This window comes from Methylobacterium sp. ARG-1, assembly GCF_001262595.1.
GTDB classification, from domain to species: Bacteria; Pseudomonadota; Alphaproteobacteria; order Rhizobiales; family Beijerinckiaceae; genus Methylobacterium; species Methylobacterium brachiatum.
In genome coordinates, this window is sequence record NZ_LHCD01000021.1 from 25759 (window position 1) to 51374 (window position 25616).

A 25616-nucleotide genomic window follows, 5' to 3' on the forward strand; every position below is an offset into this window, starting at 1 on the left:
TCGGGATGAACTGAGATGCGGCAAGGCATCTCACCGACCTGATGGGCAGGAGAATCGCCGCTTCGATCATAGACCCTAGATTCTTTCAACAAGGATCCCCAGGCAACCTACGAACTGATCACTCGGCAGCTTCCATCCTGGCGTGCTAACCACAGGTTATTAGCGCCACGTAGACGGGCACCCAGCGAATGAAAATGATCACGGCATACCTGGACGCCATCCAGAAAGCCTTGGTGAAGGGCGACGCGACCGAACATACTCACCGCCCGGCCCTTAAGACCCTGCTCGAAACTTTCGATCCCGACATCCTGGCGACCAACGAGCCAAAGCGAATCGCCTGTGGCGCGCCCGATTTTGTAATCTCTGAGCATGATTTGGTTCTTGGGTACATCGAAGCGAAAGATGTTGGTATCTTTCTTACTGACACACTTAGAACCGACCAGCTCAAGCGCTATTTAAGATCTCTGGATAACATAATTCTTACAGATTATATTGAATTTCGATGGTTTACGGGCGGGGAGCACCGCGCAACTGTTAGACTCGGTACTGTTACACCAGACGGAAAAATCACGCCAGCAAAAGATGTCGGTTCCGAGTTTTTGAATATGCTGTCTAATTTTAGGACTCGGCAGCCGCAGACGATTACTTCCCCCAAAAGCCTTGCAGAGAGGATGGCGCGGCTGACGCATATAATCCGCGATGTCATCGTCACGTCTTTCGAAAATAATGAGGCGACACCGTGGATCAGGCAATGGCGCAAGGCGTTCGCGGATGTTCTTATCGCTGATCTTAATCAGCCAAAGCGAACATCTGAGTTTGCGGACATGTTCGCTCAAACTTTATCGTATGGATTATTTACCGCGCGTGTGATGACAGATAAGTCTACAGTTTTTAATCGCACCCAAGCGCAACGCTTAATCCCAAGATCGAATCCGTTTCTCAGAAATTTCTTCATGGATATTTCCAGCTTGAGGCTCGATGACGAGCCGTTTTCAAGCTTCGTTGAAGATCTTGTTCGGTTGCTGACGCACACCGACATGCAAAAAGTGCTTGCGGATTTCGGACGTCGGACTCGCCAGGAAGACCCTATTGTCCACTTTTATGAAACGTTTCTTGCTGCCTACGACCCTTCTTTGAGAGAAAAGCGGGGTGTTTATTATACTCCTGAGCCCGTTGTGAGCTACATAGTCAGATCAGTTGACGAAATTTTGAAACGAGACTTTGACTGCCCAAAAGGTCTGGCAGACCAGACGTACATTACTGTAAAAAACTTGGATACCAGTCTGAGGGTCAAGGGAAAGGACACCGTCGTTCGCAAGACTACTCAGAGCCACAAAGTCCTGATTCTTGATCCTGCCGTGGGTACTGGGACATTTTTGTACAGCGTCATCGATTTTATTCGTCAGCAGTTCATTGATGCCGGCAACGCCGGTTTATGGCGCGGCTACGTGAGCAAACATCTGCTCCCGCGCTTATTCGGCTTCGAATTTATGGTTGCCCCGTACGCCGTCGCTCACTTCAAAATCTCGCTACAGCTTCTTGGCTACGATTTACCTGAACAGGAACGATTACAGTGGGCCTATGAGCCCCAAGATGGGGAGCGGATAGGCGTATATCTAACTAACACATTGGATGAGGCGCATCCAGAAACGCCGATGCCACTTTTTACACAATACGTTGCAGAAGAAAGCAGCGCGGCGAATGAAATAAAACTTCATCGTCCAGTTCTGGTTGTCATGGGCAATCCGCCTTATTCAGGGCATTCCGCAAATCGCGGCGACTGGATGGATGATCTACAGAAAGGAAAAATTGATCCTGCTGGAGTGCCGAGTTACTACATGGTCGATGGCCAGCCGCTCAAGGAGCGGAACTCAAAGTGGTTGAAGAACGATTATGTGAAATTCCTCTCCTTTGGTCAGTGGCGCATCGCGCGTAATGGAGAAGGTGTTCTCGCATTCATCACAGACCATGGATACATCGACAACCCAACCTTCAGAGGTATGCGTCAGTCATTGCTCTCGACATTTTCTGAGATATACGTTCTTGATCTACACGGTGGGGCAAAGAAAAAAGAAAAAACGCCGGATGGCGGGATTGACGAGAACGTATTCGATATCATGCAAGGCGTGTCGATCGCTATATTCATAAAGCGCCGTGACGTCATGGGGCCGGCGAAAGTCTTCCATCTAGATCTTTGGGGTTTGAGATCACAGAAATATGATTGGCTAGCCGCAAACTCTTTAAAATCCACGAAATGGGAGTCGGTTACGCCCCAGGCTCCATTTTATCTCTTCCGACCGCAAGAAGGCAAATTCACAGAACAATATCAATTGGGGTGGAAGTTGACCGATATTTTTCCGGTCAACGTCCTCGGATTTCAGACGCACAGAGACAGGTTCGCTATTGATTTTGACGCGGCTCAGATAGAGCGTCGGATCGGCGAGATGCGCGACACAAATATTCAAGATGCCGTGTTGCACGAGCGCTACGGCCTTAAGGACAATCGTGATTGGCAGCTAAGTGCAAGCAGGAAGGCGCTCCAATCTCGGGACGACTGGATGGCATATATTGTCGAGTGCGACTACAGGCCGTTCGATAGGAGATATTGTTATTTTTCTTACGATGTGATGGATTATCCTCGGCGAGAGCTTATCGAGCATGTTGCGGGGAAAGAGAACATCTGCTTGCTGGCGGCTCGTCAGCAGGCAATTGTGGGATTTCGCCACGCTTGGGTCTCTACGAACCCAGCAGAAAGTTGTGTAATTTCTTCTACAACTCGAGAGCAGAACTACGTGTTTCCACTTTACGTCTACCCGGTAGCCGGGACGTCCGGGGTGCTAGATCTTGAGCGGGTTTGGCCACGAGACTCACAGAATCGCGATCGCGCTCCCAATATTTCTCATGGATTCATTGACGCTCTTACTGCAATGATTGGAATGGAATTTGACCCTAAGTTGATTGAGCGCGATGGGGAGTTTTTTGGCCCTGAGGACGTTTTAGGATACATTTATGCCGTCCTAAATGCTCCGACTTATCGAGCCGCATATGCGCCGGATTTGAAAATAGATTTTCCGCGGATCCCGCTTCCTTCATCTGGAACAATCTTCTGTCATCTCGCTGATTTAGGTCGCGAGCTGGTTGGTCTACATACAATGAATAATCCAGCGCCTCAGACGCTGCCGCTTCGCTATCCTGTGGCAGGTGATAATGTCGTCGTTAAACAGAAGCGGCGGTACATATTATCGGACTCTGATGGCATCGGGCGGATCTTTATAAATGACACTCAATATTTCGAGGGAATCCCTGTCGAGGTCTGGGAGTACGAGGTCGGTGGATTTCAAATTGCAGACAAGTGGTTGAAAGATCGGGTTGGGCGCGCTTTAGACTTCGATGAACTCGGCCGGTACCAGAATATGTTGAATGCCATTAACCGTACGATATCAGCGACTGACGAGATTGATGAACTATATTTATCTGAGACGGAACTGACAGCGTAGCCCAATACTTAAGTTCAGTTGGGCGTCGGCCTTTCACCGGCACAAACTTCGTTCAAGTCTTGGTTGCCCATAGTTTAGCGGTTCTAACTACGCTATACCTTCGAGGACGTGCCGGACGAGTGCTGGTGGACATTCTCATTCACGATCTTGCATGCTGCGGTGTGCAAGCTCCCCGTTCCCGCCCCTTCCATGATGTGTGACGGAGCAGTCGAGCTCACGGCGTCGATCACTGCCGCCGATGAGGAGGCGCAGTCGATTCGCCAGCGGAGGACGATCGTCTTTGCGCCGAAGATCGCCGGAGCTGTTCAGATGGCTGCGAGCACAACAGCGCTCACGGCTATCGAGGCGGCGGCGAGGGTAGGTGATCTCCGAGCAGTCCGATTAAACCGAGCACTGCTTCTGCGAGAAGGCCAAGTCCCTCCAGAGCGTAGGGCAAGAGCGTCACGAAATAGATCAGCGCGAGGATCACCGGGATTAACAGCCTGCCGGTTACGGCGAAGGTACGCTTCGGCTTCCGGAAGCGCGTCAGAGCGAACTGGAGGTAAGCGCCGACTCCGCTGATGATTTTGGCCAGGAACACGGACGCCACGAACAACCATAGCCAGATCGACGGCATCATGGATGCGTAGAACAGGTCTGATCCGACCGTCAGGAACGGGATCAGTTGCACCAGGAAGGACATTCCCAGCACAGTCTGGAGCACGTCGCCGTGTAGGAAGACTGCCACCTGATCGGGCGAAAACCCTTGTTCCATGACCTTTGCTTCCAGGCCGGGGATGAACGCTATGGCCCATAGAGCGCCGACGAACATGAACACGATCGCCATCTCGAATGAGACCGCAGGCGGCGATATCCAACTTGTGCCCAACACGAGCGGTAGCACGGACAGGATCATGACCCCGGCGACATAGACGAAGAACCCCACCGCGAAGTCACCAAGGCAAACGAGCGGGCCCCACCGGGTGTGTCGGCGCAGGATCCTGATCACGACCCGAGTCTTGTAGAGCGAGACGTAATCCACCGTTACGCTCCAAATCACCCAGGAAAGAGCGGCCTTGAGGCGGCCTTCAGGCTCGGCGAACCAATAGGCTTTCAGGAAATCGCGGGTTTGCCCGTCCAGGTATCGGCTCACCCAGAACGAGAAGATCCCGGAGAGCGCGACCAGCAGGACGATGCTGGAGACCGTCACTGCGGCAGATGCGAGGAAGCATCGCCAGCTTAGATGGCGCGGACCGAAGATGACGTTCATCGCATCGGCGGCGGCATCGAGGACGGCGTGTGAGCCGTCCTTGAGTCGGCCTTCTCGTAGATACGTAAGATAGGCCGTCCGCACTGTTGGCTTCAGATGCGAATCGAGGAAATGTCCGAGACCAATCGCGCTAGCGCCGATCACAGCAACTGGTACGGTGGGCCCGAGAAGCGCTTGTGCCCACTTTAGGAACTCGTTCATCCGTACCTCGCCGACGCTAACCTAAGGCCGTCGGGCGGGCGAGGGTAGGTTGATCACGAAGTCTCGGGGTCGGACGCATAGTGCTCCCTCAAGGCGGCGACGACGTACGGAAGGGTCTCGACGGGCTCCAGCAGTATGTCGAGCGATAGATTCAGAAGGTCGCGGACCAGCTCGGACCGCGAGGCTACTTCCGGGCTGAGCCGGGCGGCGGTGTTGAGCCGGGCGAGCAGATCCGAATCGATCGAAAGCGAGATTGTTAGGTAGGGATCGTCCTGGAGGGGGCGGGGCATCGTGGATCTCGGGGTTGGAGGCTGAAGCGTTCTGATCTCAGCCACGGATTGAGTGGGAGGGCCGCAGGCGGCGGTTAGCCAAATTCAGCACGTCGGATGCCCCGGCAGACACGACGGCCGTCCTTGGGCTTCCATCGCGATTTGTAGTCAGAAAGATCGTGAGCGGCCCGGAACCTTGTGGCGGGTGATGCGTTGTATTGACCTGTCGAGCTGGCAGGCAGCCCGTGATGCCGGAGCCGCTTTCGGCTGTCTGAAGGGGCGTTAAATTCGGGGAGGTCCCCCCGAAAGTTTGGAACCGGGATCGAGCATTCTGCCGAACCAGCTGCCACCAGATTCCCCAATCGATCAGATGGGCGTCGAGCGCGGTCATCGCGGCATGCCGATCTGCGGCAGGGTGATCTGACCGGCCGGGACGCGGATCGGGCGCCGAGTGATCCGGGTTGCCGCAGCCTCTACCAGAGGAAGATCGACGGCGGGATCGATCACGAACTTGATCTGGAGATCCACGACCGCGCCAATGGCGATGCCGGCGGGCAGATCGTCTACACGCAGGATCAGCGCCGGCTTACCCTCGTACGGTACGAGCGGAAGGGCGATCCCGTCAGCGGCGTCTTGATTGAGATCACGGACCGCATCCTCGGAGCCGACCCGGACCAGGATGGCCTGCTAGGCGTTGAGAGCGACGATCAGCACCACGGTGTCACCGATCTCGCGGAGATCGAGGACCGGGCACCGGAGCAGATCAGCTCGCCGGAGGATGCGGCGGGGACGGCGGGTGCGGCGGCTCATTACCTTGCCCCCGTGCGAGAGCGGGCCATAGCCACGACCTGTCGCAGGGCCTCGGTCTCTTGGCGCTTGCGCTCCCGGCGCGGATCACGGGCGTCGAGAGCGACGACCTGGACGATGTTCAGGAACAGCGAGACCCCGACACGCTCTCCGAAGCGGTAAGGCTTAGCGTTGCAGAGCAGGCGAACGCGGGCGCCGGCATTCACACCAAGGATCGGACGGAAAGCCTCACTGACGATACGGGGCCGCTGGCGCGACTTGGCGAACAGGGTGATCGGGCCATCCGGGTGCCGCCAGAGCGGCAGGCGCGGCTCGCGGGTCTCGTCAGGATATGCGGCGCTGAAGATCGCGCGCAGCTCGGCCTCAACGGCGGCAAGCTCGGCAACAGTGAGATGGATGCCAGCAGAGAACACACCGTTCGCGTCATGGGTGCGATCGGGCTGGTCGAGGTGCGGGTGAGAGAGGAATCCTTGCGGACTGGTGAACTTAGCGGCAGACGTGCGCTTCGCGACTTCGGTGATAGACATCGGCGATCCAGATCATGTTACGACTCCTTTGTTGGTGTGATCTTCATAGCACATCTGATTGGACTATGCTAGTAGATCCGTCCTAGATTGGTCGATTTATTCAAGATGGTAGGGGTTGCCTCAAATCCTGAAGGTTTCATGACCTTTCCAGAAGATTGCAGATAGTATCGATCGGGTCGGATCATCAACCGCGACCGTTTCAGATACTGCTGCGAACGTGTGTATCGGGGGCCGTCATCTATCCTATGGCCGGGTCTTCCTCCGATACGGACACGCACAGGATATCGTTGTGCAGATACCTGTGACGTAGGGGGTCCGCAGATATCCGAGGGATGATCCCGCCCATCAGGTCGGCTCCCTATCCGTCCGCAGGGCTGCCCGCCCCGCTCCCGGATATGATCCCACGCCTGCCCTGGACCTGCGTCTGCTCCATCGCGCCGCATGACGTGGGCCATGCTCTGCGAGAGGCATGGTCAGAATGCGAGAAACTGATCGCGCGTATTCTTATTCTTTAGCAACGCGACGAGTTTCTCTCACTTTCGGATCGAGCCTCCTACAGCCCCAGCTTGGCCCGGCGCTTGGTTACGTAGGCGTCGAGGTTCCCCGCCTTATCGTGGCGGTACAGAGTGCTGACGTGGCAGTCGAGATCCTGCGCCAGCTCCCGGAACTCGGCGTCTTTGGTGCATTCCGTCCGCAGCTTCTGTCCCCGGTCACGGCGGGCCTTCTCGGCGTTGCGGCGGTCGCGCTCTTTCTTCGGCTCCGGGTCGATGGAGGTCAGCCCGCACTTGTTCGCCTTCGCCACCCGCAGGACGTGTGTGGTGATGCCAATGCTATGCGCCATGTCTCTCGGCGAAGCCGCCGTCCGGTAATCGGAAAGCCGGATCGGGACCTGGCGCGCCAGCGTAGCCTCCGCGGCTCTCAAATGGGTCTTGAACCGCGACTCGAGCCAATCGACGTGGTCGTGAGCGATGATCGGAAGCGCCCGCTCAAGCCATAGGTGCGTTTCCGGCCACCCGGACTCCGACAGCACCGACAGGTTGGCTGAGAGATCGAGAACGAAATCGACCGTTCGGCGGACTCGCTCGTTCAATTCGAAAATCTGGTCCTGTTGCTCCAGCACACGCAGAGCCCTGATGAGGCCGGCGCGCTGTCCGGCACAGAATACGGGTCATGGTCTTCCTATCCCTCCGCACGTCGGGCGCGGTGCTGATCCTGCGCGCGTCGTCGATCCGCGCCAGCGCCGTTGCTCCGGCCTGAGCCTGGGCGTCGGACAGCGCGGTCAGAGCCACGTCCGCCTGATCGATCAGCGCCGCCCGCTTGATCGGGCATTGCCGTGGTGCCGCAGGCTTGCGCGAGACCGCCTCGACGTAGCCGCGCTGGTACAGCAGCTCCAGAGTCGAGACGTTCGAGAACGAATCCCTGGAGTCTTCGGCATCGTCTGGACAGAAGTCGAGCGCAGTGTTACACAAGTCCATTGTTTCAGCGCCCCTTCTCCTGCGTCACGGCCTCGGAAACTGAGCCGCAGGGTTGGGGCTTCCCTTTTTGCATTTATCGAAATCCGTCAGACCTTCCGGTCGGCCGTATCTCCAGAAACCCGTGCGACGAGACACCATGACTCGTCTGTCAAGGGAACCGTAACACGAGCCTGTGCTTGTAACCAATGCGCCACATCTGTTGATCCGATGTCAACTGCGTGTAGAGCATGGATCGGCACTGAAACCGTGTCCGGGTTGTCACAGCATGCTCTGATTGCGTGTCTCGATGCTCGGAGAGCGGACTCATGTTCTTAGCGCATGATTATTGCTTTCTTAATGCATAGCTCCAGGTCAGGCGAAACCGTCGTAATCGTGGGTCCGGCGGTTCATTGAATCTTGCAGGTGACGCTGGACTTCTCCGGCGAGCGCCTGCGGATCCTTGTTGTGACCGTTGATTTGGATCGGGGCGTTGATGTTGTGCCCCGTCCTGCCGTAGCTGGCCCCGGCGCCACCGGTTTGTGACCGATTGCTTAGAGGCGCGTCCGATCCGAGAGTGCGCGTCGGCGCCGACGTTGCAGCATCACCAGCTCCGAGGCCAGCACCCGCAGGATTGTCCGAGCCCCCGCTGACTGAGGGCGGTAGCTTTGGCTCAAACGACTTTGCAGCTTCCTTCGCCTTGGCGATCGGCCGTTCAGCCGTGATCGAAGCGGCGCCGTTCTGGTCGACGGTCAAAAAGGCTTGGCCGTGGCGCTTGTACATGTCCAAGACGTGCGCCCGGAAGGCGCCGTACTGGTCTTTCGCGATCCCGAGACAACCAGAAGTAAGCATTCGAGCGTTGCTTGCAGCGTGAAACTCGATGCCCGTTCGCATTCTCCCAAGTGTATCGTCCAAGATTGCATTGTTATTCAAGCCGATGGCGTTGTTTCTCCGACCCCAAGGTCCGATCGTATTTGGCGTGATCAAATAGACGCCGCTCGGAATACTGTTGGCGCCGCGGTTTCCTCCCGAACCGAAATCGTATGCTTTGCCCTCCATGTTGATCTGGCCGGCGATGTGGCCGCCTGATCGACCGCCCTGTCCGGGGGTAACGGATGCGCTCCCGCCGGACGATCCGTTGTCGAACTGGCGATGAAAGCCTTCCGCCAGAGCGCCCCGTTCCGCTCGCTCATCCCGCTTCGGACGTTCGAAATGCTGCACGAAGGCGCCGCCAGCATCCCGAGCTGAGATCCCCGGAGTCTTCAGGATCCGGAGCGCGCGCTGAGCTCCCCGGTCGCCGTGGTTCATCTCCCACCAAGCGCCTTCAAGCTGCTTCTCAAAGCTGGCGGTGGACATATCGATACCCGTGCCAGCGAGGATCTGCGCCCGTCGATCGGCGTGGTGCTGGAACAGGCCATGCGCCCGGCCGCCGTCGCCTCGTGCGTTAGGGGTGAAGTTCGACTCTCGCTGCATGCTGGCGAGCACGCCGGCCGTGGCCTCTTCGCTCAGCCCCTTGGACCGGAAAAAGTCATGCGCGATCTTAGCTCTGGCCGCCACGTCACCAGCGAGACGCGAGTTCGTGACACCGCTCCCGCCGACCGATCCGACACCAGCGCCGACGCCTGAGCCACCGCCCATGATGCCGCGGCGCCGCATTCCGGTCAGACCGTTGCCGATCGACCCGCCAGGAGCGGACGAACCGATGAGCGGGCCGTTCCCGACAGAGCCGGACAGGGCGCTACCACCTGCGCGCGCGGCGTTGTTCCGGATGCTGTCGCCGATCGACCGGGCGGCATTGCCGAGGCTGGCCGGATGGATCAGGGACCGGAAGTCCTGGTCCTCCGCGCTCTGCTTCTGGATCTTCGCGTTCAGCTCCATCGACTCGTTGAGCTGCTCCAGCGGCTTCTGGAGGTTCTCGAGCGCCTTCGTGCGACGCGGGGGATCGGCCCACCCACGCTGCGCCTGACGGTCCTTCTCCAACTGCTCCGCGTAGTCCCCGAGACGCTTGATCATCGCGTCCTGGTCGGGCTTGCTCAGGCTGGCCGTGGGCGCGAACGCCGCGATCCCGAGGAGTCGGCCGAGCCGGGCCATGATGCCTTCAGCAGCTCCAGCGCCGGGACCGGTCGGAACCTTGGGTGCGGCGCCGGCACCGGTCGCACCGATCAGACCCGCGGCCTTCATGAGCCCCCAAGTCGATAGGACGATCCGAGAGAACCCGGCCACGGCGGCCGCGAGTCCGGTCAAAACCGCGATGGCTGGTGCGGCGACCACGAGCGCGGCCGAGAACCCGAGGATGCGCGCCGTCCACCGGCCCATCTCGGCCGGGGTGGCGTTCTGACCCGCGAAGATCCTGATGAACGAGACGATCGCCCCGCCGACATCACGGAGTCCCTGCGCGAAGCCGCGTGCAAAGTCGCCGATCCCGTAGGCGTTGAGCTTGAACGCGCCGGGGTCCCCGAACCACTGACGGAGCAGACCGGCCATGGTGCCGTCGCGCGAGCCAAGGCCCTGCATGAAGCCCCGGAGGCCCATCCGGAACGCATCCTCGAAGGCGTGGAATGCTACGGGCGCCTGGAGCGCGTAGTCTCGCAAGTCAGCCCACAGCGGCTTTAAGACTAGACCGAGTGATTCCTTGAGATCTTGGATCGTAGAACCGATTTGATCCATGATCATATCGAATGATCCGGATCGGATCGACATGCCCTGATCGATCGCGCGGCCCGCATCGCGAGACCGGACAGATTGCCGCATGGCACGGAAGCGGTGTCCGACCGCCATAGCCGCATGGACCGAGCCGAACTCTTTCCCCCAAATCTCCTCACTGGCCTCGAGTCGGGCTCGCGGATCGGTGATGCCAGCCAACCCTTCGTAGATCTTCTCGACAGTACCGGCCGAGTCGACCGAGAATGCTTTCTTAAGATCGGTCCAACTGTTGAACCCTAGCTTGCGCGGCAGTTGCAGGATGAGCATATCCTTCGGCGACTTGTGCTTCTTCCTCGCGATGCCTGCGGCCCGCGTCGGCATCGAGGCGAGGCGCTCCGTGGTCGAGCTGAGCATCCGAGCCGCTGACTCGCCGTCCGCACCGGAGCTGGTCGCGGCGCCGCCGTAGGCCAACGTATCTTCGACAGAGAAACCCGCCGCCGCACCAGCAGAGAGACCCCGACGGACAAAGCTGTTCAGGCCCTGGCGTGACGCCGCTGTCGTGGCAGCCAAGTGCTGCTGGAGGTTAAAGAGCTGCTTGACCTTCTCGGCCGTCACCTTCCCGAAAGCACCAAGCGCGGTGATACCGTAGCCAGAAGACTCCATGACTTCGCTCGGCGCCAAGTCGTTCAACCGGGCGTACTTGGATCCGAACTCGGTGACTGTGTCGACCAGCTCGTCCTCCACGCCGGCCTGGATAGCCTCGGCCCTGGCCTTCAGGTACTCCGAGGTTTTGATCCCGAGGGACCGGGCGATCGGCATCGCCTTCTTACGGATCTCGACGCCCTTGGCCTGGGCATCCTTCGGCGACAGACCAGATAGGCGGATGTTCTGGTTCAAGGCCGAGTCGACCGACACGCCCGATCGGGTCAGGGCGTCGAGCGCCCGCTTCGTCCCATAGCCAATCGCGAGACCGGCGGCACCGGCACCGACCACGGCGCGCGTACCGCCTGATCGAACCTGACCGGCACCCGCGGCAACTCTCTGCGCGGCCTGCTGCTGCGCGCGCTGGATCGCCTTGGCGTCGGCAAGCGCCTTCCGGTTCTCGCGGTCGCGCATGCGTCCAGTTTCGAGGATCTCGCGTCGCGTCTCGCGTTCCGCCTCGGCCTCGGCCTGGGCGCGCTGTCGGGCGATGCGTGCGGAGAACTGCATCTGACGCTGGAGAGCCTGAGCAGTTTCGGCCTGATCCTGCTTGATCTGTCGGGCGGCGTCGGCTTCTTCGGCCTTGCGCTGCGCATTCATCCTGCGCTCGAACGTCCAGCGCTTGCGGAGCTGCGCGTACAGGTCACCCTGAACGGCGAGGGCGTCGCGGCCAGCTCGGGCTTCCTCGGTGGCGGGTGAACCGGCGGTCCTCCACCGGCCAGAGAAGGAATTGAGGGCGGAGAACGCATCCTTGATCGCCTTGGCAGAGGACAGGATCTCACGGTTCAGTAGAGCGAACTCTTGACGGAGCTTCTCGGCCTTATCGGTGCCTTCCGACGTGACCTGCACGCCGATCTCTAGTTTCAGTTTATCGTCAGACATCTCTGTTCATCTTGGATGGGAGGACCAGCGCAGCAGTTCAGAGGCCGTTGCTACGGATCAGGTGCGCTTGTGTTCGGGACGAGGAAGGTCAGCTCAGGTTAAATCTGAGCGAAAAATTATTTCTGACATATGGGCACTTGCTCAGGGGGCGGCCTGTCTCTCACAAAAAAGACACTCCCCTCCATATTCTAGCCCGCTACATGCATGGCCAGGGGTTTAGCTATCTAAATCCCGGAGGGGTGGGGACTGCGAAAATCTTGAGCAGCGTCGAGACGTAGGCTTGTGATCCTACATCGTGGACAATCGTCCGGTCTGCATAGGGCATGCTTATTCCGCACTGGTCTGTGGCTGGTCTGATAAGTACCACTTGACCAACCAAAGCAGACTGCTATTTTATGAACCAACCAAACTAGACCGACAGGTGGTTCCGATGTTCGTGCGAGCCTATCTCCGCGCTTCTACCGATGAGCAGGATGCGACCCGAGCCCGTGACGAGCTGGTGGCGTTCGCCGCGGAGCACGGCCAGAAGATCGCGGCGTTCTACGTGGAGAACGTCTCGGGGGCGAAGCTGGAGCGGTCCGGTCTGGCTCGGCTTCTGGCGGACAGCCATCCCGGCGACGTGTTGCTGATTGAGGGCGTGGACCGACTGTCGCGCTTGGATGAGAAACAGTGGGAGGAGCTGAAGGGACGGATCAACGCCCACGGTCTGCGGATCGTGTCGATGGATCTGCCGACTTCGCACATGATGCTTGGCACCCCGAAGCCCGACGACTTCACTGCCAGACTGTTCGCTGCGATCAACGCGATGCTGCTCGACGTGACCGCCGCGGTATCCCGCAAGGACTACCTGGACCGCCGTCGTCGGCAGGAGCAGGGACAGGCTAGGGCCAAGGCGGAAGGCCGCTACAAGGGCCGCCCCGAGGACGTGAAGCGTAACGCGGCGATCTCCGGTATGCTCGGTCGCGGCATGTCATGGTCTGCGATCATCGACGCTACCGGGTGCAGCCGTGCCACCGTCGCGAAAGTGGCGAAGCGCTCCACAGCGGCTTGAACAGAGCCCTCACAGGTCACACGTAGGTTAGAGGTAGCACCTGCTGTCGCCCCTTAGGTGAGAGACAGCAGGCGCCAAGCCCTCGGGTCCACGGACTCGGGGGTTTTTTGTTGAACGGCGTTCGGATAAATCAAATATCCCTTTTTGTCCGTTCAGAGATCGAGAGGCGGCAACATATTCAGCTTCACACGAGGTCCAGCGTCTGCATGATCGTGGCCGCGACAGGGTGTTGAGCGAACACTTCACCGTCATCCCTGGAAAGGACGTGGGCCTTCTCGTGTTCCCTCTAACCAGTTCAGGGATTGGAGCGCATCCGGATCGGCGGCCCCTCAACCAGCCAGAGCCATCAGCATGCACAAGGTGCTGAACGAGAACATCAGGATCGGCAGAAGTTCTAGCAGGGTCATTGCAACCTCTGAGCGTCTATCGGTCTAAACCACACGCACAGCGATCGATCCGTCCCCTATTTCCGACCTGGGTTTCTGGTTAATAGAGTGTTCGGCGGTCCGGCGATTAGAGTCGCCACAACCACAGGACCCGAACCGTCCCGGCGAGCATCATAACCTCCGGCACAGGCTGGAGGCTGGCAATGGTCACGCTCAGTCCTCCAGCGACGCGTCGTCGTCCAACCACGGCGGTGACGGCAGGACAGTCTTACCAGTCGTCACCGGGGCAGCCTTCGCGGGCTCCCGCAGATCGGCGGCTGGGGCGGTCTGTGCAGCCATGGGCGAGACGGCATCGGCACGGCGGGGCCACACTGCACCGTTCGCGACCCGGAGGGCGTAGACGCCATGATACGGCAGATCCGATGCGATGCCGTGCAGGATGCGCAGGTAGTCCGGGAAGGCTTCGCAATCGGCCGGGAGCGCGGCCAGGGCCGCGATGATGCGGTCCGCCTTTTCGCCGTCGACTCGGCCGGCGTCGCAGATCGGGCAGACGCGGTGATCCTGCTCCTGGCGGGCGCGGAGCTGCTTGTTTTCGTCCACCCGCGATCGATCGAAGGCCGCTAGGACATGCTCGGCGGTCATGATCGACACGGCGCCCGAACCGCAACACGGGCATGTGACCCGGAGCTGCTTGTTCGCTTCCCGGCGCCGCTCGACTTCGAGCTGATCGAGCCGGGCCTTTTCGGCATAGGCAGCGCGGCGGATCTCATCCTTCTCGCGCCACTCAGTGTCGGCGCCGTCGAAGGAAGCGCCGGCCATGCGAGCCTGCGCGGCCCGCTGGCGCTCCAACCACCCGCGGTCTGCCTTCCGCGTGTTCAGGCCGCTAGGATTCGGAACATAGCCACGCATCACGGGACCCGCATCGGCTTCGGAGCAAGGCGATCCATAAGCTCCGCGTGCAGAGCCGGATCGTTGCGCGCTGCGATCAGCGCCTTGGATAGGTTGAAACCGGGCTTGGCCGGATCGGTGATCACCGCAGCCTTGGGGGCGGCCTTGGCACCGAACAGAGCAGGCTTGGTGCGCTCTAGTTCGTCCAGAACTTGGGAGAGCGGCTTGGTGGCGCCGGGGCCGGATCCGATCGACAGGGCGCCGTTCGGCTCGACGGCGAGGATCCTGCCATCGTCCGAAACCGTCGTTTGGGCCTCGATCAGGGCGGCGGCTTCCACATCGGAGGCGTTGCGCCGGGCGAGTTCGGCGCGGATCGTCTGTGCCTTCAGGGCATTCAAGGCGTTCATCGGGTGGTTTCCTCGTTCATCTCGTCCAGCATCTCGGCCAGGGTTTCGGCCACGACCTGGTGCACAATGTCGGCGGCCAAGATCTTCTGACCGATCAGGTTTGCCGCTGCGATCTCGGCTTGAAGAACGGCCCACATCTCGCGTGGCGTACTGTTGTCCGTGCGGTTCGCCATGGCGGCGGCGACCATTTTGGCGTATCGTGCATCCATTTGTCTGAGGATGTTAGGGTAGTTCATTTGTCGATCTCGATATTGGCACGTATGCGGGCGACATGATTATAGGCCAGCATGCGGATGTATCCCGCCACGCTGGTGCCGAGACCTTGGCTGATATTGGTGATGGCGCGGTGCATGTCCTTGGAGATCAAGATCTTGATCTCGACAGCCTTCTCGCCGGCTGGAGCGATGGTGGGACGGCCGTTCATGCCGACACCTTCGGGGTGTAGTTCAACACGTTGGCGGGCCTCTCCAATGTGGCGATCAGTTGCGATCGAATGTATGAGGCCATGTCGAGCCCACGGTCTCTGGCCTGTGCCTTCAAGGCAGAGATCAGGGCGGGCGGCAGCCGAAGAGAAATTGGGGTCATGGTGTTTATATGCTCCAGAATAAACGCCGAAAACCCCATTCGGCGGACCGGTGGGGCTGCGGCAGGAGTAAGAATTTGCAGTGTACCATTCTTATGACACAAAATGGGGCAAAAGTCAACCCCATGATCCCGCATCACTGGCGGGATACACTACATCGCTTGAAACGAGGACCGGCGAGACGGTCGATCCACATTGCCGCTCGGCTCCGAAAATCCCCCGATATTCGATGAAATACCTAGATTGTCCGGAAGATGGCCGCCATGGCGTCGCGGAGGCGGACACGGTCGGCGTCGCCGCGCGGATCCTGCCGGAGGACCAGGAACTGGATCAGGCAGCGCAACCGCTCCGTGTCGGTGCTGTCGAAAGCGAGGCACAGAAGATCCTCCGGCTCAACCTGAAGGTCGATCTTCTGGACGGGGTTCTGGTTGCTCACCACCAAGCTTTAGCCGGATTGGTTTCGCGCGCGGCCTCCAGGTCGTCGGGGTCATCAAGCACCGGACAACAGTCACTGTCATCCGGCAGATAGATGGGAGGCACGCCCTCAGGCAGGGGCACCGACACGAAGAACCTGTGCTCGAGTACGAACACTGCAGCCGCGGGATCGATGTCTCCGATCAGGCTGAGGAGGATGGCGGCCAGGCGGCCGAATCAGGCCAGATCGACATCAGGGCAGATCGGCGAACCCCTGCGCCTCGACGGCCTTGAGTGCAGCGTCAGCCCGGTCAGGGTCGTCGAGGTAGAGGACACGCAACGCCTGAACGGCTTCTGCATAGCACTCGCCATACTCATCGGCCGCAAACGAAGGGCCGCCTGGATGCAGGGAGAAGTATAGGATGGCGCCTGCATCGTGGTGGCCTTCCCTGACGCCGTCCCACTCGCGGTCGGTCGTCTTGAAGCGCTGGCGCGGGCGACGGCGTGTGCGCCGGTCGGCCTGAGCAGACATGCCGATATTGCGTGCCTGGGTAAGGAGGCGAGACAGGTGGTCTGGGTGCAACTTGGCTTGGAAGGGGCCCAGAACCGTGCGCTCGAGGTCGGTCAACGTGGCGATCAACGGCATCACCGGCCCCCACCGAAGCGAAGGCTCTTAGCCTCGAAGTCGGCCACCATTTCGGGGACGCGATGTTCGGCATCGCCGATGCTGAGATCGAAGCGCGATCCGGCCAGGACCGTGTTGCCGGCGATGTTGGTGAGCATGACGCCGCCGAGGTTGTCCGGGGACACGGCCTGACAGGCGGTCGGGACGTAGATGCCGCGCAGGGCGGCACAGACGCGCAGGCGGCGGACGCGCCTCTGGAAATCGGGATCGGCCACGGATTCAGTCCTCAGTTCAAGCCCTCGCCTTATCCTGTGGACGTGCCGCATGTTTGTCAAGCAAACGCGTCTCGCAGCAGAGCTTTCAATGAATGCAAAGGCACAGAACGCTCGCGTCAATACTTGACACCAATCTTCTAACGGGCATGCTGCCCAACATGGAAACCGCCGCTGCGCCCCTCGACTTTGATCTCTTCCGCAAGCTCCTCGCCCGCTCGCGCAGCGTTCTGCACGGTGGCGGCGCCGATCCGGAGCGCGACCTCGCCAGGAAGAAGGCCGAGGAGTTGGCGGCTGATGCCAGGCTCTCCTTCGAGGCGGTTGTCGATCTCGCCGAGGGCAGGAGCAGGCAGAAGGAGCCCGAACAGCAGCCGAGGCAGAAAGCCAACGGCTGGTTCTCCGACTTCATGAGCGACATCTTCAAGGAGCGAGAATGCGCGTCGCGGCATCCCTTTTCCGAACACGCCATGGAATGGGCGCTTCGGGAAGCGTTGGTCGACTACGACATCACCGGACTCGGCCTCTTCTCGGAAGCCGTGCCCGACGCGGCGATGACGCTGATCAGAACCGCGATCCCGTGGCCGAGGACGCTGCGCGCGGCCGTCGACGAGATTGCCACCTGGGACCGGCTCAATTCGGAGCGCGATAAGATCGCAAAGGGCTACCAGCTTGGTGATGCGGCGCTGCTGCGCAGGCTCATGCTGCGGGACCACGTCCTGCAGGATGGAGTAGCCTCTGTCGGTGATGCAGTGGCGAGGGCGTGGTGGCTACTTAACCGCGGAAAGAACGAGTGCATCTCGGAATCCGAGGTACGAGATGGACAGAAGACCGTTCTGGCCGATCTCGAACGAATGGCTGAGCGTGTGCGAGCCTTGACGTTGGAGAACCGCGCGCTCGAGGAGAAGCTGGCGACCGCGATCAATAAACCGATCAGGCGCACAAACGGCGCCAAACGCACGGCCGTCGAGGCGGTGCTGCGCGAGCCGGGCGCAGATTCGCTGTCACTGCGCGAGATCGCTGAGCGGGCAGGGGTCTCGCCGGAAACAGTCCGCGCCGTGAGGGGGGCTAGGAACTAAAGGTCAGAACCCGCACCAGCCCCAACCATTCCCTTTAGGGCTAAGCCGCGCCCCAACGTGTTAGGCTGCACGCGCAGCCCGTCGCACACCAGCTCCTACAGGTCACCTTGCCCTATCACACGAACGAATCGAGGAAATTCGATTTCGTTAGCGATTTAGTAACCAATCGGACGGGCTTCCGCGACGGCTCTATAGTCTGCGTCGCATCGCTATTACTGGATTTCGACAGGGCATATTGCAGCGCGTCAAAATTGGTGCATTTCTGCCACTAGAGTGTCCAGTTGCTACTTCCTCCCGACGTTTCGGCTACCAATCATCCGCTAACCGTAGGATAGTTCCTGCGTTGAGACGGGCAGGCTCCGTGGGGGCGCTCGGCACACCAGAAGCTGGCAGCCGCCAAGGGCGAGCAGACCGGCAGGGTAGTGCCGAATGCGGGACGGATGCCTTGAGACCTTGGGAAGGAATGAAACAATGATGAAGAACTGGCTCGCGGCCGGCGCGGTCGCGCTAACGGTCGGCATGACCTCGACGATCGCTCAGGCGCAGACCACCACTATCCCGGGCGAGCAGGTCGGTCTCGCCGTCGGCGCGCCGCTGCCCGAGGGCATCTACGCAATCAACACCTTCACCTACCGCCGCGCCGATGCACCGTCGAGCGCGATCAATCCGAACACGGGCCTGAACGCCGGTGCCCTTGATACGGCCGTCAACATTCCGGTGCTGGTCTGGTCGACGCCGTTCGTGCCGTTCGGCGGCCGCGTCGAGCTGCTCGTTGCTCCTCCGACCGTATTCGCCTTCACCCGTAACGGTGCTGGCCGGGGCAACAAGGACATCTCGATCAACGTCGGTACCTTCGTCGGCGGCATCTGGGCGTTCGACCTGGGCAACAACTTCGGCGTCAGCTTGCTCGGCGGCGCGTACCTGAACGACCTGAACGGAGACCGTGGTTCGCTCGTCAGCGTCAACGGCCCGACTGCTACTCCGGTGCTGCCGCAGCTCTCCTCGAATACCTACCGCATGGGCGTGGCCGCCAGCTATACCGGTGACGGCTGGAACATCACCGGCAACCTGACCGCCAACATCTATGATTCGCCCGGCCGTTTCGGCGGTCGTGTCGGTGCGGTGCTCGGTCCGCAGTACCTGTCCGACTCCCTGAACTTCGACCTCACCGCGACGAAGAAGTTCGGCAACTTCGAGATCGGCCCGATCGCCTACGGCACCTATAACTTCGACATCGGCCAGTTCAGCGCTGCCGCTGGCAACCGCGGCCGGTTCGCCGTCGGTGGCCTGATCGGCTACGACTTCAAGGTCTTCACCGTGCAGGCCTACGTTGCCCGCGACGTCGTCACCAGCGCGACCTACACGACCGCCTTCGGCCGCACCCGCGACAACTACTCGACGGACGGCTGGCTGCGCCTGATCGTGCCGCTGTACTCGCCGGCCCCCGTTGCGGCGGCGGTCCCGACCCCTCTGGTCCGCAAGTACTGATCTAGAGATCTCAGCATCGAAAGGGCGGCCCGCACTGGAGACAGTGAGGGCCGTTCTCTGTTTAAGAGATTGGATCTATCTCATGGAAAAGAACCGGAGAGATCGAATCGACCGAGCGGCGCGGATCTCCTTCGTGATCCAAGAAATCCGGATGGCGGGTATTTCGGATCCCAAAGAAATCGCTGCCGCCTTAAATGCTCGTGGGATTCAGGATCTGCGCGGTGGCGAGTGGACATGGATCGAGGTGCTTCGGTTTGATAAGCGGCCGAAGGAACGCATAGAAGCACCAAAGCGGGCGGATTGGACTCAACGATAAGGGCACGCACAGCACCCAAACCAAGCCTCGACAGGTTGGGCTCCGCCAGCGTCCTCTTCGACCGCAGCAGCATCTGGACTCGAAGTTAGATCTGCAGCTCTCGACCGGGGCGCCGCGGACTAGCTGCTGTCCAAATTGGACATGCAAACCGATCGTCCAAATTTGACAGGCATAGCCGACTTTGCCCGAGATACAGCACCGTGATACAAGTCCCGCGACGGCGGCCAACCGTGTCCAGCAATTACAGTGACTTAGCGTTCAGATGGGCGAGTCCTTTCCTGGGCACCATCAGCCGCCTAAAGCGCTGATCCGCACAACACGTTCTCCCTGACTTTCACGAATGACCGGATCCGAGAGCCGGTCGAAGTCGCCCTCCGGTCCGCCTTGACCGATACGGCGCAATCACCCCTCCGATACAAGCTTCGCGCGACCGAACCCTGTTACGGCAGGATCGCGCGCTGTACTCCCACGGCGCCCGCGTCGGGCGGATGGCATGCCCCTGCGGCGGCATGCTCCCGATCCCCGGCGGACCGGAAGGGGAATCCCCGGATGACGAAATTCTCCGCGACGCTCGCGGCCGCCCTGCTCATGGCGGCGTCCCCCGGGATCGGGGCCGAGAATCAGCCCCCGGCCCATACGGACGAGGGCGATCTCGCGAAGAAGATCGTCGGCACCTGGGAGCTCGTCTCCTACAAGGTCGAGGACAAGGAGACCGGGGCGCTCATCGACGCGATGGGTAGCGCACCGCGGGGCCGGGTGATCTTCACTCAGGACGGATGGGTCGCGTTCAACCTCGAAGGCACGGACCGCCGGCCCGCGGAAACCGATGCCGACCGCGCAGCCCTGATAAAGACCCTGGTCGCCTATATCGGCCGGTACCGGATCGAGGGCGACCAGTGGATCACCCATGTCCAGACCGCCTGGGCGCCGGAATGGGTCAACACCGAGCAGCGGCGTTCGATCACGCTGCACGGGGACGAAGCGGACGTGATGACACCCTGGCGGATCATGCCCAACTGGGATGCCGGCCGGCTGTCCCGCAGCATCATCCGGTTCCGGCGCGCCCGCTAGAGACCGCGGGTGGGCGCCGGCATGCCACGTGCGCACGCCCCGCATGTCCGGGCCGAGCACAAGCCGGGTGATTGTCCGACACCGCAGATTGTCCTTTCAGACCTCATCCTCTAAGAGGCGTGCAACAAGCCGCTGCGCCAGATCGGCCGGCGTCTTTCCACCATTCGCCGTCGCCGATCATCGTGCGATCTCCGTATCGGGTCCTGACTCTATATTCGGTACGGGTGCTCCGAACTCGGCCGCGTGTTGATGAAAGACGTTTCCATTCGGCCTAGAGCTTCCGGCCTCTGATTTTGTCAGTGATCGGGGCGCCTGATCGGCCGCTAGACAAAAAACGATCGCACAAGATCGATCGATCACGCTTCGCGTGCCGCGCCATCTGCGGGGGAACGTTCTGGAAGGCTGGACGCGCGGGGCTCCCGGCGCGTCGCTCCGACGCCTTCTGTACCGGGGAGTGCCAGACGCGCCTGCCCGGTTCGCAACCGTGAGATTTGGCGATGCGTGCCGACGATAAGAACAAGCCCCGGTCCGAGCGCTCGCCGCAGGACACGCTCGCCTTCAGCCGGCGGCAGCTTCTCGGAACGGCGGCGACCGGGCTCGCCGTGGCCGCGCTTCCCGGCAGCCTCGCTTTCGCTGACGGCGCCGACAGCAAGGTCGACGTGCTGCTGATCGGCGGCGGCATCATGAGCGCCACCCTCGGCGTATGGCTCAACCAACTGGAGCCGACCTGGTCGATCCAGATGGTCGAGCGCCTGGATCAGGTCGCCCTGGAGAGCTCGAACGGCTGGAACAACGCCGGCACCGGCCATTCCGCCCTCGCGGAGCTGAACTACACCCCCGAGAAGAAGAACGGTCAGGTCGAGATCGCCAAGGCGGTGGAGATCAACGAGGCCTTCCAGGTTACGCGCCAGTTCCTGGCCTCGCTGGTCAAGACCGGGGTCCTGAAGAACCCCCACGCCTTCATCAACTACACCCCGCACATGAGCTTCGTCTGGGGCGACGACAACATCGCCTACCTGAAGAAGCGCTGGGAGGCCCTGAAGGCCAGCCCGCTGTTTGCCGGCATGGAATATTCCACCGATCCGGAGCAGCTCAAGACGTGGGTGCCCCTGATGATGGAGGGGCGCGACCCGAACCAGAAGGTCGCCGCCACCTGGTCGCCGCTCGGCACCGATGTTGAGTGGGGTGAGGTCACCCGTCAGTACGTCGCGTATCTGCAGGGCCAGCCGACCTTCAAGCTGAACCTCTCCACCGACGTCGAGGGGATCACCAAGAATGCGGACGGCTCCTGGCGCGTCACCTCCCGCAACACCAAGGACGGGTCGCGGCGCAGCGTCGACGCCAAATTCGTGTTCATCGGCGCCGGCGGCGGCGCTCTGCACCTGCTGCAGAAGTCGGGCATCCCGGAGGGCGACGACTACGCCGGCTTCCCGGTCGGCGGCTCGTTCCTGATCAACGAGAACCCGGACGTGGCGACGCTGCACCTCGCCAAGGCCTACGGCAAGGCCTCGGTCGGCTCCCCGCCGATGTCGGTACCGCACCTCGACACCCGCGTGCTCGGCGGCAAGCGCGTGATCCTGTTCGGCCCGTTCGCGACCTTCTCGACCAAGTTCCTGAAGGAGGGCTCGTATCTCGACCTCCTCAGCTCGACCACGACCAGCAATATCTGGCCGATGGTCCGGGTCGGAATCGACGAATATCCCCTGGTCGAGTACCTGGCCGGTCAGCTCATGCTGTCGGACGACGACCGGATCGCGGCCCTGCGCGAGTACTTCCCGAAGGCCAAGAAGGAGGAGTGGCGCCTCTGGCAGGCGGGTCAGCGCGTGCAGATCATCAAGCGCGACAAGGATAAGGGCGGCGTGCTGAAGCTCGGCACCGAGATCGTCAACGCCAAGGACGGCAGCATCGCCGCCCTGCTCGGCGCCTCACCGGGCGCCTCGACGGCGGCGCCGATCATGCTGCAGGTGCTCGAGAAGGTGTTCGCCAAGAACGTCGCGACGCCCGAATGGCAGGCCAAGATCAAGCAGATCGTCCCGAGCTACGGCACCAAGCTCAACGACGATCCGGATCGGGTCGCCGAGGAGTGGGCCTATACCAGCGAGCAGCTGCAGCTGCCGGCCCCGCCGCAGATCGACAAGGCGGCACTCAAGGCCGTCCCGACCAGCGGCAATGTGCTCAACAGCAGCAACACGCCGGTTCCGGCGCCGGTCCACGACCTGGCTCCCTGAGCATTGTCGCGATCCCGGGTCTCGCGCAACCGCGAGGCTCGGGATCGGCCTATCAGGCGGATCGAACCGCGGCCGCGGCGCCCGCGAGGTGGAGCCAGCCGAAATCTACCGGATAGCCCAAGCCGTGGAGCATCTTCACCCGCTTCCACGAGGCTGCGCGCGCCGAGGCCTCGTTCTGTCCGGCCTCGATCTCCGCGGCTTCCATCTCCTGGAGCTCCCGGGTCAGCTCCTCGCGCAGCCCCGCCGCCTTCATGGCGCCGAGCGCCGCCGTGAAGGCCCGTTCGGTGACCCGCACCTGATCGCAAATCTGACGCACGCTCATCAGTCCTGAGCCCTCTCGCTGCCGTTTGACTGCCGTCCTGCAGTCACGACGACCTAGCATTCGCGATGGCGACGGGAGATGTACGTCTTTCGTGCAGACAGGTTCACTGATCGATGCCGCAAAGCGCACCGCCTAACGCAGCGGGAGTGAGCCGAGGCGTTGCGCGACGCGGGATGGGCGGCGCCAGCGCCGCTTGCGCCCGAACCGCCTGCGCGGGTCCAGGACGCCGGATGCCAGGTCATCCTTCTGGATGATCCGGGGCTGCACGGCGGCTCCAATCGCGACCAGCGCGGCCGATCCGACCAGGGCGATGATCGCGGCACCCCAGAAGAGACTCTCGAACATCTAGCTCTCCCGATCGCTCTATCCTCTTATAGGCATGATGTCTGATCTAAATTGCGGCAAAACCTAGGCACCACGGATTATTTTGCACATTCATCAGTATCCGCTGGTCTCGCCTGAGCGATCGTGCATGGCCCGGTGTTCCGATCACACCGGGCAGCCGCGTGGTACCGGAAGCCGGCGCATCCCGGAGACGGACGCCCGACGCGCAACGGCAATACGGGTTGTATCATTTACGAAGCGTTCATCTTGCAGGTGTCCCCTGAAGCGGCCGGAAGACGCTCCAGACCTCCGGCGAACCGTGCTTTCTTCGACGGGCCGAGGCCCAATCCGCAGGACCGACCGCGAAACAGGGATATGCCAGCGATGCCGCGCGAGACCGAGACCCAAGAGCCGATCATGGAGCTGTGGCGGATCCTGGCGCTCGCGCTGATCGTCGCCGCCGGGATGCTGTTCGTTCACCTGATCGTGCCGGCCGAGGCCGAAGCCGCCGGTCAGGCGGGCGGCGCCGTCACCACCATCCGGTAGCCGGCGCCCGGCACGGCCCGCGCCGCCCGTCAGGGGAGCGGCGGCCACATCTCGCCCGGGTCCAGGGAGAGCACGGCGTCGGCGAACTCCGTCGGCGTCAGCCCGATCAGCAGGATGGCCGCCAGGATGACAGCTGCGGGGAGTAGGACGTTCGCGACGCGCTCGGGATGGATCCGCGCCGAGCGCAGCACGACGCAGCCGACGGTGAAGGTCGCCGCCTCCGTTAGGGTCAGGAGTTGCACCAGATCCACGCGCGGCCGTCCGGATCCAGATGCCTACGCGGCGCCCGCCGATCGCAAGCCCGCGGAATCCAGCGCGGCCGTGGCGGCCCGGATCTCGGGCCGTGCCTGCGCGATGGCCGCCGCACTGGCAGGATCTCGCCGCCAGCAACCCGCCTGCGATCAGCTACTGCATCGTGAGCGGCATCGCCTCGACGGCGATCTCGCCGATTCCCCGGGCGGCCAGGGATGCGCGCAGCGGTGCGGACAGGGAAATGCCGGCCGTGAAGGCGCCGTGCACGGATCCGTCATGGTCCGCGTTCCGCCGAGCCGGGCCGATCAGCTGGACGACGCGGCGGGCGATGGCTGGAGCCGGGTCGATCCAGGTCACCGGCCAGGGTGCGAGGGCTTCGAGGCGCGCCAACAGCAGCGGATAATGGGTGCAGGCGAGGCAGACCACGTCGGTGCGCCGTCCGTCGGGATCGGTGACGAAGCAGGGGGCGATCTCGGCGGCCAGGGCCGCGTCGTCGATCGGCGTGCCGGCGAGTTCGGCTTCGGCAAAACCGGCAAGGTTCGGCGAGCCGACCAGGGTGACCGCGCAGGACCCGGCATAGGTCGCGATCAGGTCGTGGGTGTAGGAGCGCGCCACCGTGCCGGGGGTGGCCAGCAGGGAGATCAGACCCGAGCGCGTCGCCGCGGCGGCCGGCTTGATCGGCGGCACCACGCCGACGAACGGCGTCGCGAAGCGCTGGCGCAGGGCCGGCAGGACCAGGGTCGACGCGGTGTTGCAGGCGATCACGACCAGGTCGGGCCGGTGCGTCTCGAGAAGCTGCTCCATCACGGCCAGCACCCGGGCGACCAGGGTGGCCTCGGCGAGCCGGCCATACGGGAAGGCGGCGTCGTCGGCGGCGTAGACGTAGCGCCCATCGGGCCGGGCCCGGCGCACGGCATCCAGGACGGTGAGGCCGCCGAGCCCCGAGTCGAAGACCAGGATGGTCGGCTCGGGCGAGACCCGGAATGCCGCGGCGGACAGGCTGGCCCCGGCCATCAGATCGATCCGCATGGAAATTCTGGACTCCGCACTCAGCGCCTCGAATCTCGGTGCCGAGGGTTAAGGCCTCCTCACTGCGGCGCAAGAAAGACCCGCGATCTTTTGTTCTCCCCGTTAACCCCCGG

The 25616-nt window shown here is 61.7% G+C and carries 25 protein-coding genes; 8 read left to right on the forward strand and 17 right to left on the reverse strand.

The annotated features are described in order from the left end of the window. The first annotated feature begins 188 nt into the window (after positions 1-188). Positions 189-3497 carry a type ISP restriction/modification enzyme gene (locus AKJ13_RS30585; RefSeq protein ID WP_082317020.1) on the forward strand — a complete coding sequence of 1103 codons (3309 nt, stop codon included), beginning with the start codon at positions 189-191 and terminating at the stop codon, positions 3495-3497. 337 nt (positions 3498-3834) lie between these two features. Here AKJ13_RS30585 and AKJ13_RS18830 read toward each other — a convergent pair whose 3' ends face one another. The 6 genes from AKJ13_RS18830 to AKJ13_RS18850 form a co-directional block, all read right to left on the reverse strand. Further along, positions 3835-4947, reverse strand: coding sequence for a hypothetical protein (locus AKJ13_RS18830; protein WP_144426301.1), 1113 nt, complete (start codon positions 4945-4947; stop codon positions 3835-3837). 53 nt (positions 4948-5000) lie between these two features. Beyond that, on the reverse strand, positions 5001-5237 hold the full coding sequence (locus tag AKJ13_RS18835) for a hypothetical protein (protein WP_050734737.1): 237 nt from the start codon (positions 5235-5237) through the stop codon (positions 5001-5003). 366 nt (positions 5238-5603) lie between these two features. Continuing rightward, positions 5604-5744, reverse strand: coding sequence for a hypothetical protein (locus AKJ13_RS31940; protein WP_160320616.1), 141 nt, complete (start codon positions 5742-5744; stop codon positions 5604-5606). Between the two features lie 281 nt (positions 5745-6025). Then, positions 6026-6550, reverse strand: a complete 525-nt coding sequence (locus AKJ13_RS18840) for a hypothetical protein (RefSeq protein WP_050734738.1) — start codon at positions 6548-6550, stop codon at positions 6026-6028. 553 nt (positions 6551-7103) lie between these two features. Next, on the reverse strand, positions 7104-7670 hold the full coding sequence (locus AKJ13_RS18845) for a hypothetical protein (protein WP_050734739.1): 567 nt from the start codon (positions 7668-7670) through the stop codon (positions 7104-7106). Between the two features lie 706 nt (positions 7671-8376). Continuing rightward, positions 8377-12225: a phage tail tape measure protein gene (locus AKJ13_RS18850; RefSeq protein ID WP_050734740.1), complete on the reverse strand. Its 3849-nt coding sequence runs from the start codon at positions 12223-12225 to the stop codon at positions 8377-8379. Positions 12226-12655: 430 nt separating this feature from the next. Between AKJ13_RS18850 and AKJ13_RS18855 the strand changes: the two genes are divergently transcribed. Beyond that, positions 12656-13276 (forward strand): recombinase family protein, encoded by a 621-nt coding sequence (locus AKJ13_RS18855; RefSeq protein WP_050734741.1) that lies wholly within the window; start codon positions 12656-12658, stop codon positions 13274-13276. A 599-nt stretch (positions 13277-13875) separates the two neighbouring features. Here the strand turns inward: AKJ13_RS18855 and AKJ13_RS18860 are convergent. From AKJ13_RS18860 to AKJ13_RS18890, 7 genes are all read right to left on the reverse strand, one after another. Continuing rightward, on the reverse strand, positions 13876-14511 hold the full coding sequence (locus AKJ13_RS18860; protein WP_144426302.1) for a hypothetical protein: 636 nt from the start codon (positions 14509-14511) through the stop codon (positions 13876-13878). A 59-nt stretch (positions 14512-14570) separates the two neighbouring features. Continuing rightward, positions 14571-14957 (reverse strand): hypothetical protein, encoded by a 387-nt coding sequence (locus AKJ13_RS18865; RefSeq protein ID WP_050734743.1) that lies wholly within the window; start codon positions 14955-14957, stop codon positions 14571-14573. After that, positions 14954-15145, reverse strand: coding sequence for a hypothetical protein (locus AKJ13_RS18870; RefSeq protein ID WP_050734744.1), 192 nt, complete (start codon positions 15143-15145; stop codon positions 14954-14956). Before AKJ13_RS18870 ends, AKJ13_RS18865 begins: the two co-directional genes overlap by 4 nt. A 44-nt stretch (positions 15146-15189) precedes the next feature. After that, a complete protein-coding gene (locus AKJ13_RS18875; protein ID WP_050734745.1) occupies positions 15190-15381 on the reverse strand; it encodes a hypothetical protein in 192 nt (63 codons plus the stop codon). Positions 15382-15778: 397 nt separating this feature from the next. Continuing rightward, a complete protein-coding gene (locus tag AKJ13_RS18880; protein WP_144426303.1) occupies positions 15779-15976 on the reverse strand; it encodes a hypothetical protein in 198 nt (65 codons plus the stop codon). 231 nt (positions 15977-16207) lie between these two features. Continuing rightward, positions 16208-16600 (reverse strand): hypothetical protein, encoded by a 393-nt coding sequence (locus tag AKJ13_RS18885; RefSeq protein WP_050734747.1) that lies wholly within the window; start codon positions 16598-16600, stop codon positions 16208-16210. Next, positions 16600-16854: a hypothetical protein gene (locus tag AKJ13_RS18890; protein WP_050734748.1), complete on the reverse strand. Its 255-nt coding sequence runs from the start codon at positions 16852-16854 to the stop codon at positions 16600-16602. Before AKJ13_RS18890 ends, AKJ13_RS18885 begins: the two co-directional genes overlap by 1 nt. A gap of 146 nt (positions 16855-17000) precedes the next feature. Between AKJ13_RS18890 and AKJ13_RS18895 the strand changes: the two genes are divergently transcribed. From AKJ13_RS18895 to mqo, 5 genes are all read left to right on the forward strand, one after another. Continuing rightward, positions 17001-17927 carry a hypothetical protein gene (locus AKJ13_RS18895; protein WP_050734749.1) on the forward strand — a complete coding sequence of 309 codons (927 nt, stop codon included), beginning with the start codon at positions 17001-17003 and terminating at the stop codon, positions 17925-17927. Positions 17928-18398: 471 nt separating this feature from the next. Then, on the forward strand, positions 18399-19415 hold the full coding sequence (locus AKJ13_RS18900) for a transporter (protein ID WP_050734750.1): 1017 nt from the start codon (positions 18399-18401) through the stop codon (positions 19413-19415). A gap of 82 nt (positions 19416-19497) precedes the next feature. Then, positions 19498-19731: a hypothetical protein gene (locus AKJ13_RS31425; protein ID WP_144426304.1), complete on the forward strand. Its 234-nt coding sequence runs from the start codon at positions 19498-19500 to the stop codon at positions 19729-19731. A 549-nt stretch (positions 19732-20280) separates the two neighbouring features. Beyond that, positions 20281-20802: a lipocalin-like domain-containing protein gene (locus tag AKJ13_RS18905; RefSeq protein ID WP_050734751.1), complete on the forward strand. Its 522-nt coding sequence runs from the start codon at positions 20281-20283 to the stop codon at positions 20800-20802. 497 nt (positions 20803-21299) lie between these two features. Beyond that, positions 21300-23030, forward strand: a complete 1731-nt coding sequence (gene mqo / locus AKJ13_RS18910; protein ID WP_050734752.1) for a malate dehydrogenase (quinone) — start codon at positions 21300-21302, stop codon at positions 23028-23030. Between the two features lie 52 nt (positions 23031-23082). Here mqo and AKJ13_RS18915 read toward each other — a convergent pair whose 3' ends face one another. Together AKJ13_RS18915 and AKJ13_RS18920 are read right to left on the reverse strand one after the other, a co-directional pair. Continuing rightward, positions 23083-23352 carry a hypothetical protein gene (locus AKJ13_RS18915; protein ID WP_050734753.1) on the reverse strand — a complete coding sequence of 90 codons (270 nt, stop codon included), beginning with the start codon at positions 23350-23352 and terminating at the stop codon, positions 23083-23085. Positions 23353-23484: 132 nt separating this feature from the next. Then, a complete protein-coding gene (locus tag AKJ13_RS18920) occupies positions 23485-23697 on the reverse strand; it encodes a hypothetical protein (RefSeq protein WP_050734754.1) in 213 nt (70 codons plus the stop codon). A 363-nt stretch (positions 23698-24060) separates the two neighbouring features. Between AKJ13_RS18920 and AKJ13_RS32300 the strand changes: the two genes are divergently transcribed. Then, positions 24061-24222 carry a hypothetical protein gene (locus AKJ13_RS32300; RefSeq protein ID WP_200905663.1) on the forward strand — a complete coding sequence of 54 codons (162 nt, stop codon included), beginning with the start codon at positions 24061-24063 and terminating at the stop codon, positions 24220-24222. Positions 24223-24251: 29 nt separating this feature from the next. On the opposite strand, the gene AKJ13_RS18925 is transcribed toward AKJ13_RS32300, so the two are convergent. Both AKJ13_RS18925 and murI read right to left on the reverse strand, forming a co-directional pair. Next, a complete protein-coding gene (locus tag AKJ13_RS18925; protein ID WP_050734755.1) occupies positions 24252-24473 on the reverse strand; it encodes a hypothetical protein in 222 nt (73 codons plus the stop codon). Between the two features lie 154 nt (positions 24474-24627). Next, positions 24628-25503, reverse strand: a complete 876-nt coding sequence (gene murI, locus AKJ13_RS18930) for a glutamate racemase (RefSeq protein ID WP_050734756.1) — start codon at positions 25501-25503, stop codon at positions 24628-24630. Positions 25504-25616: the final 113 nt, after the last annotated feature.

Coding starts and splice junctions, on each gene's coding strand:
- AKJ13_RS30585 (WP_082317020.1), top strand. CDS start 189: ATGAAAATGATCACGGCATACCTGGACGCCATCCAGAAAGCCTTGGTG.
- AKJ13_RS18830 (WP_144426301.1), bottom strand. CDS start 4,947: ATGAACGAGTTCCTAAAGTGGGCACAAGCGCTTCTCGGGCCCACCGTA.
- AKJ13_RS18835 (WP_050734737.1), bottom strand. CDS start 5,237: ATGCCCCGCCCCCTCCAGGACGATCCCTACCTAACAATCTCGCTTTCG.
- AKJ13_RS18840 (WP_050734738.1), bottom strand. CDS start 6,550: ATGTCTATCACCGAAGTCGCGAAGCGCACGTCTGCCGCTAAGTTCACC.
- AKJ13_RS18850 (WP_050734740.1), bottom strand. CDS start 12,225: ATGTCTGACGATAAACTGAAACTAGAGATCGGCGTGCAGGTCACGTCG.
- AKJ13_RS18855 (WP_050734741.1), top strand. CDS start 12,656: ATGTTCGTGCGAGCCTATCTCCGCGCTTCTACCGATGAGCAGGATGCG.
- AKJ13_RS18865 (WP_050734743.1), bottom strand. CDS start 14,957: ATGAACGCCTTGAATGCCCTGAAGGCACAGACGATCCGCGCCGAACTC.
- AKJ13_RS18870 (WP_050734744.1), bottom strand. CDS start 15,145: ATGGTCGCCGCCGCCATGGCGAACCGCACGGACAACAGTACGCCACGC.
- AKJ13_RS18875 (WP_050734745.1), bottom strand. CDS start 15,381: ATGAACGGCCGTCCCACCATCGCTCCAGCCGGCGAGAAGGCTGTCGAG.
- AKJ13_RS18885 (WP_050734747.1), bottom strand. CDS start 16,600: ATGCCGTTGATCGCCACGTTGACCGACCTCGAGCGCACGGTTCTGGGC.
- AKJ13_RS18895 (WP_050734749.1), top strand. CDS start 17,001: ATGCTGCCCAACATGGAAACCGCCGCTGCGCCCCTCGACTTTGATCTC.
- AKJ13_RS18900 (WP_050734750.1), top strand. CDS start 18,399: ATGATGAAGAACTGGCTCGCGGCCGGCGCGGTCGCGCTAACGGTCGGC.
- AKJ13_RS31425 (WP_144426304.1), top strand. CDS start 19,498: ATGGAAAAGAACCGGAGAGATCGAATCGACCGAGCGGCGCGGATCTCC.
- AKJ13_RS18905 (WP_050734751.1), top strand. CDS start 20,281: ATGACGAAATTCTCCGCGACGCTCGCGGCCGCCCTGCTCATGGCGGCG.
- mqo (WP_050734752.1), top strand. CDS start 21,300: ATGCGTGCCGACGATAAGAACAAGCCCCGGTCCGAGCGCTCGCCGCAG.
- AKJ13_RS18915 (WP_050734753.1), bottom strand. CDS start 23,352: ATGAGCGTGCGTCAGATTTGCGATCAGGTGCGGGTCACCGAACGGGCC.
- AKJ13_RS18920 (WP_050734754.1), bottom strand. CDS start 23,697: ATGTTCGAGAGTCTCTTCTGGGGTGCCGCGATCATCGCCCTGGTCGGA.
- AKJ13_RS32300 (WP_200905663.1), top strand. CDS start 24,061: ATGCCGCGCGAGACCGAGACCCAAGAGCCGATCATGGAGCTGTGGCGG.
- murI (WP_050734756.1), bottom strand. CDS start 25,503: ATGCGGATCGATCTGATGGCCGGGGCCAGCCTGTCCGCCGCGGCATTC.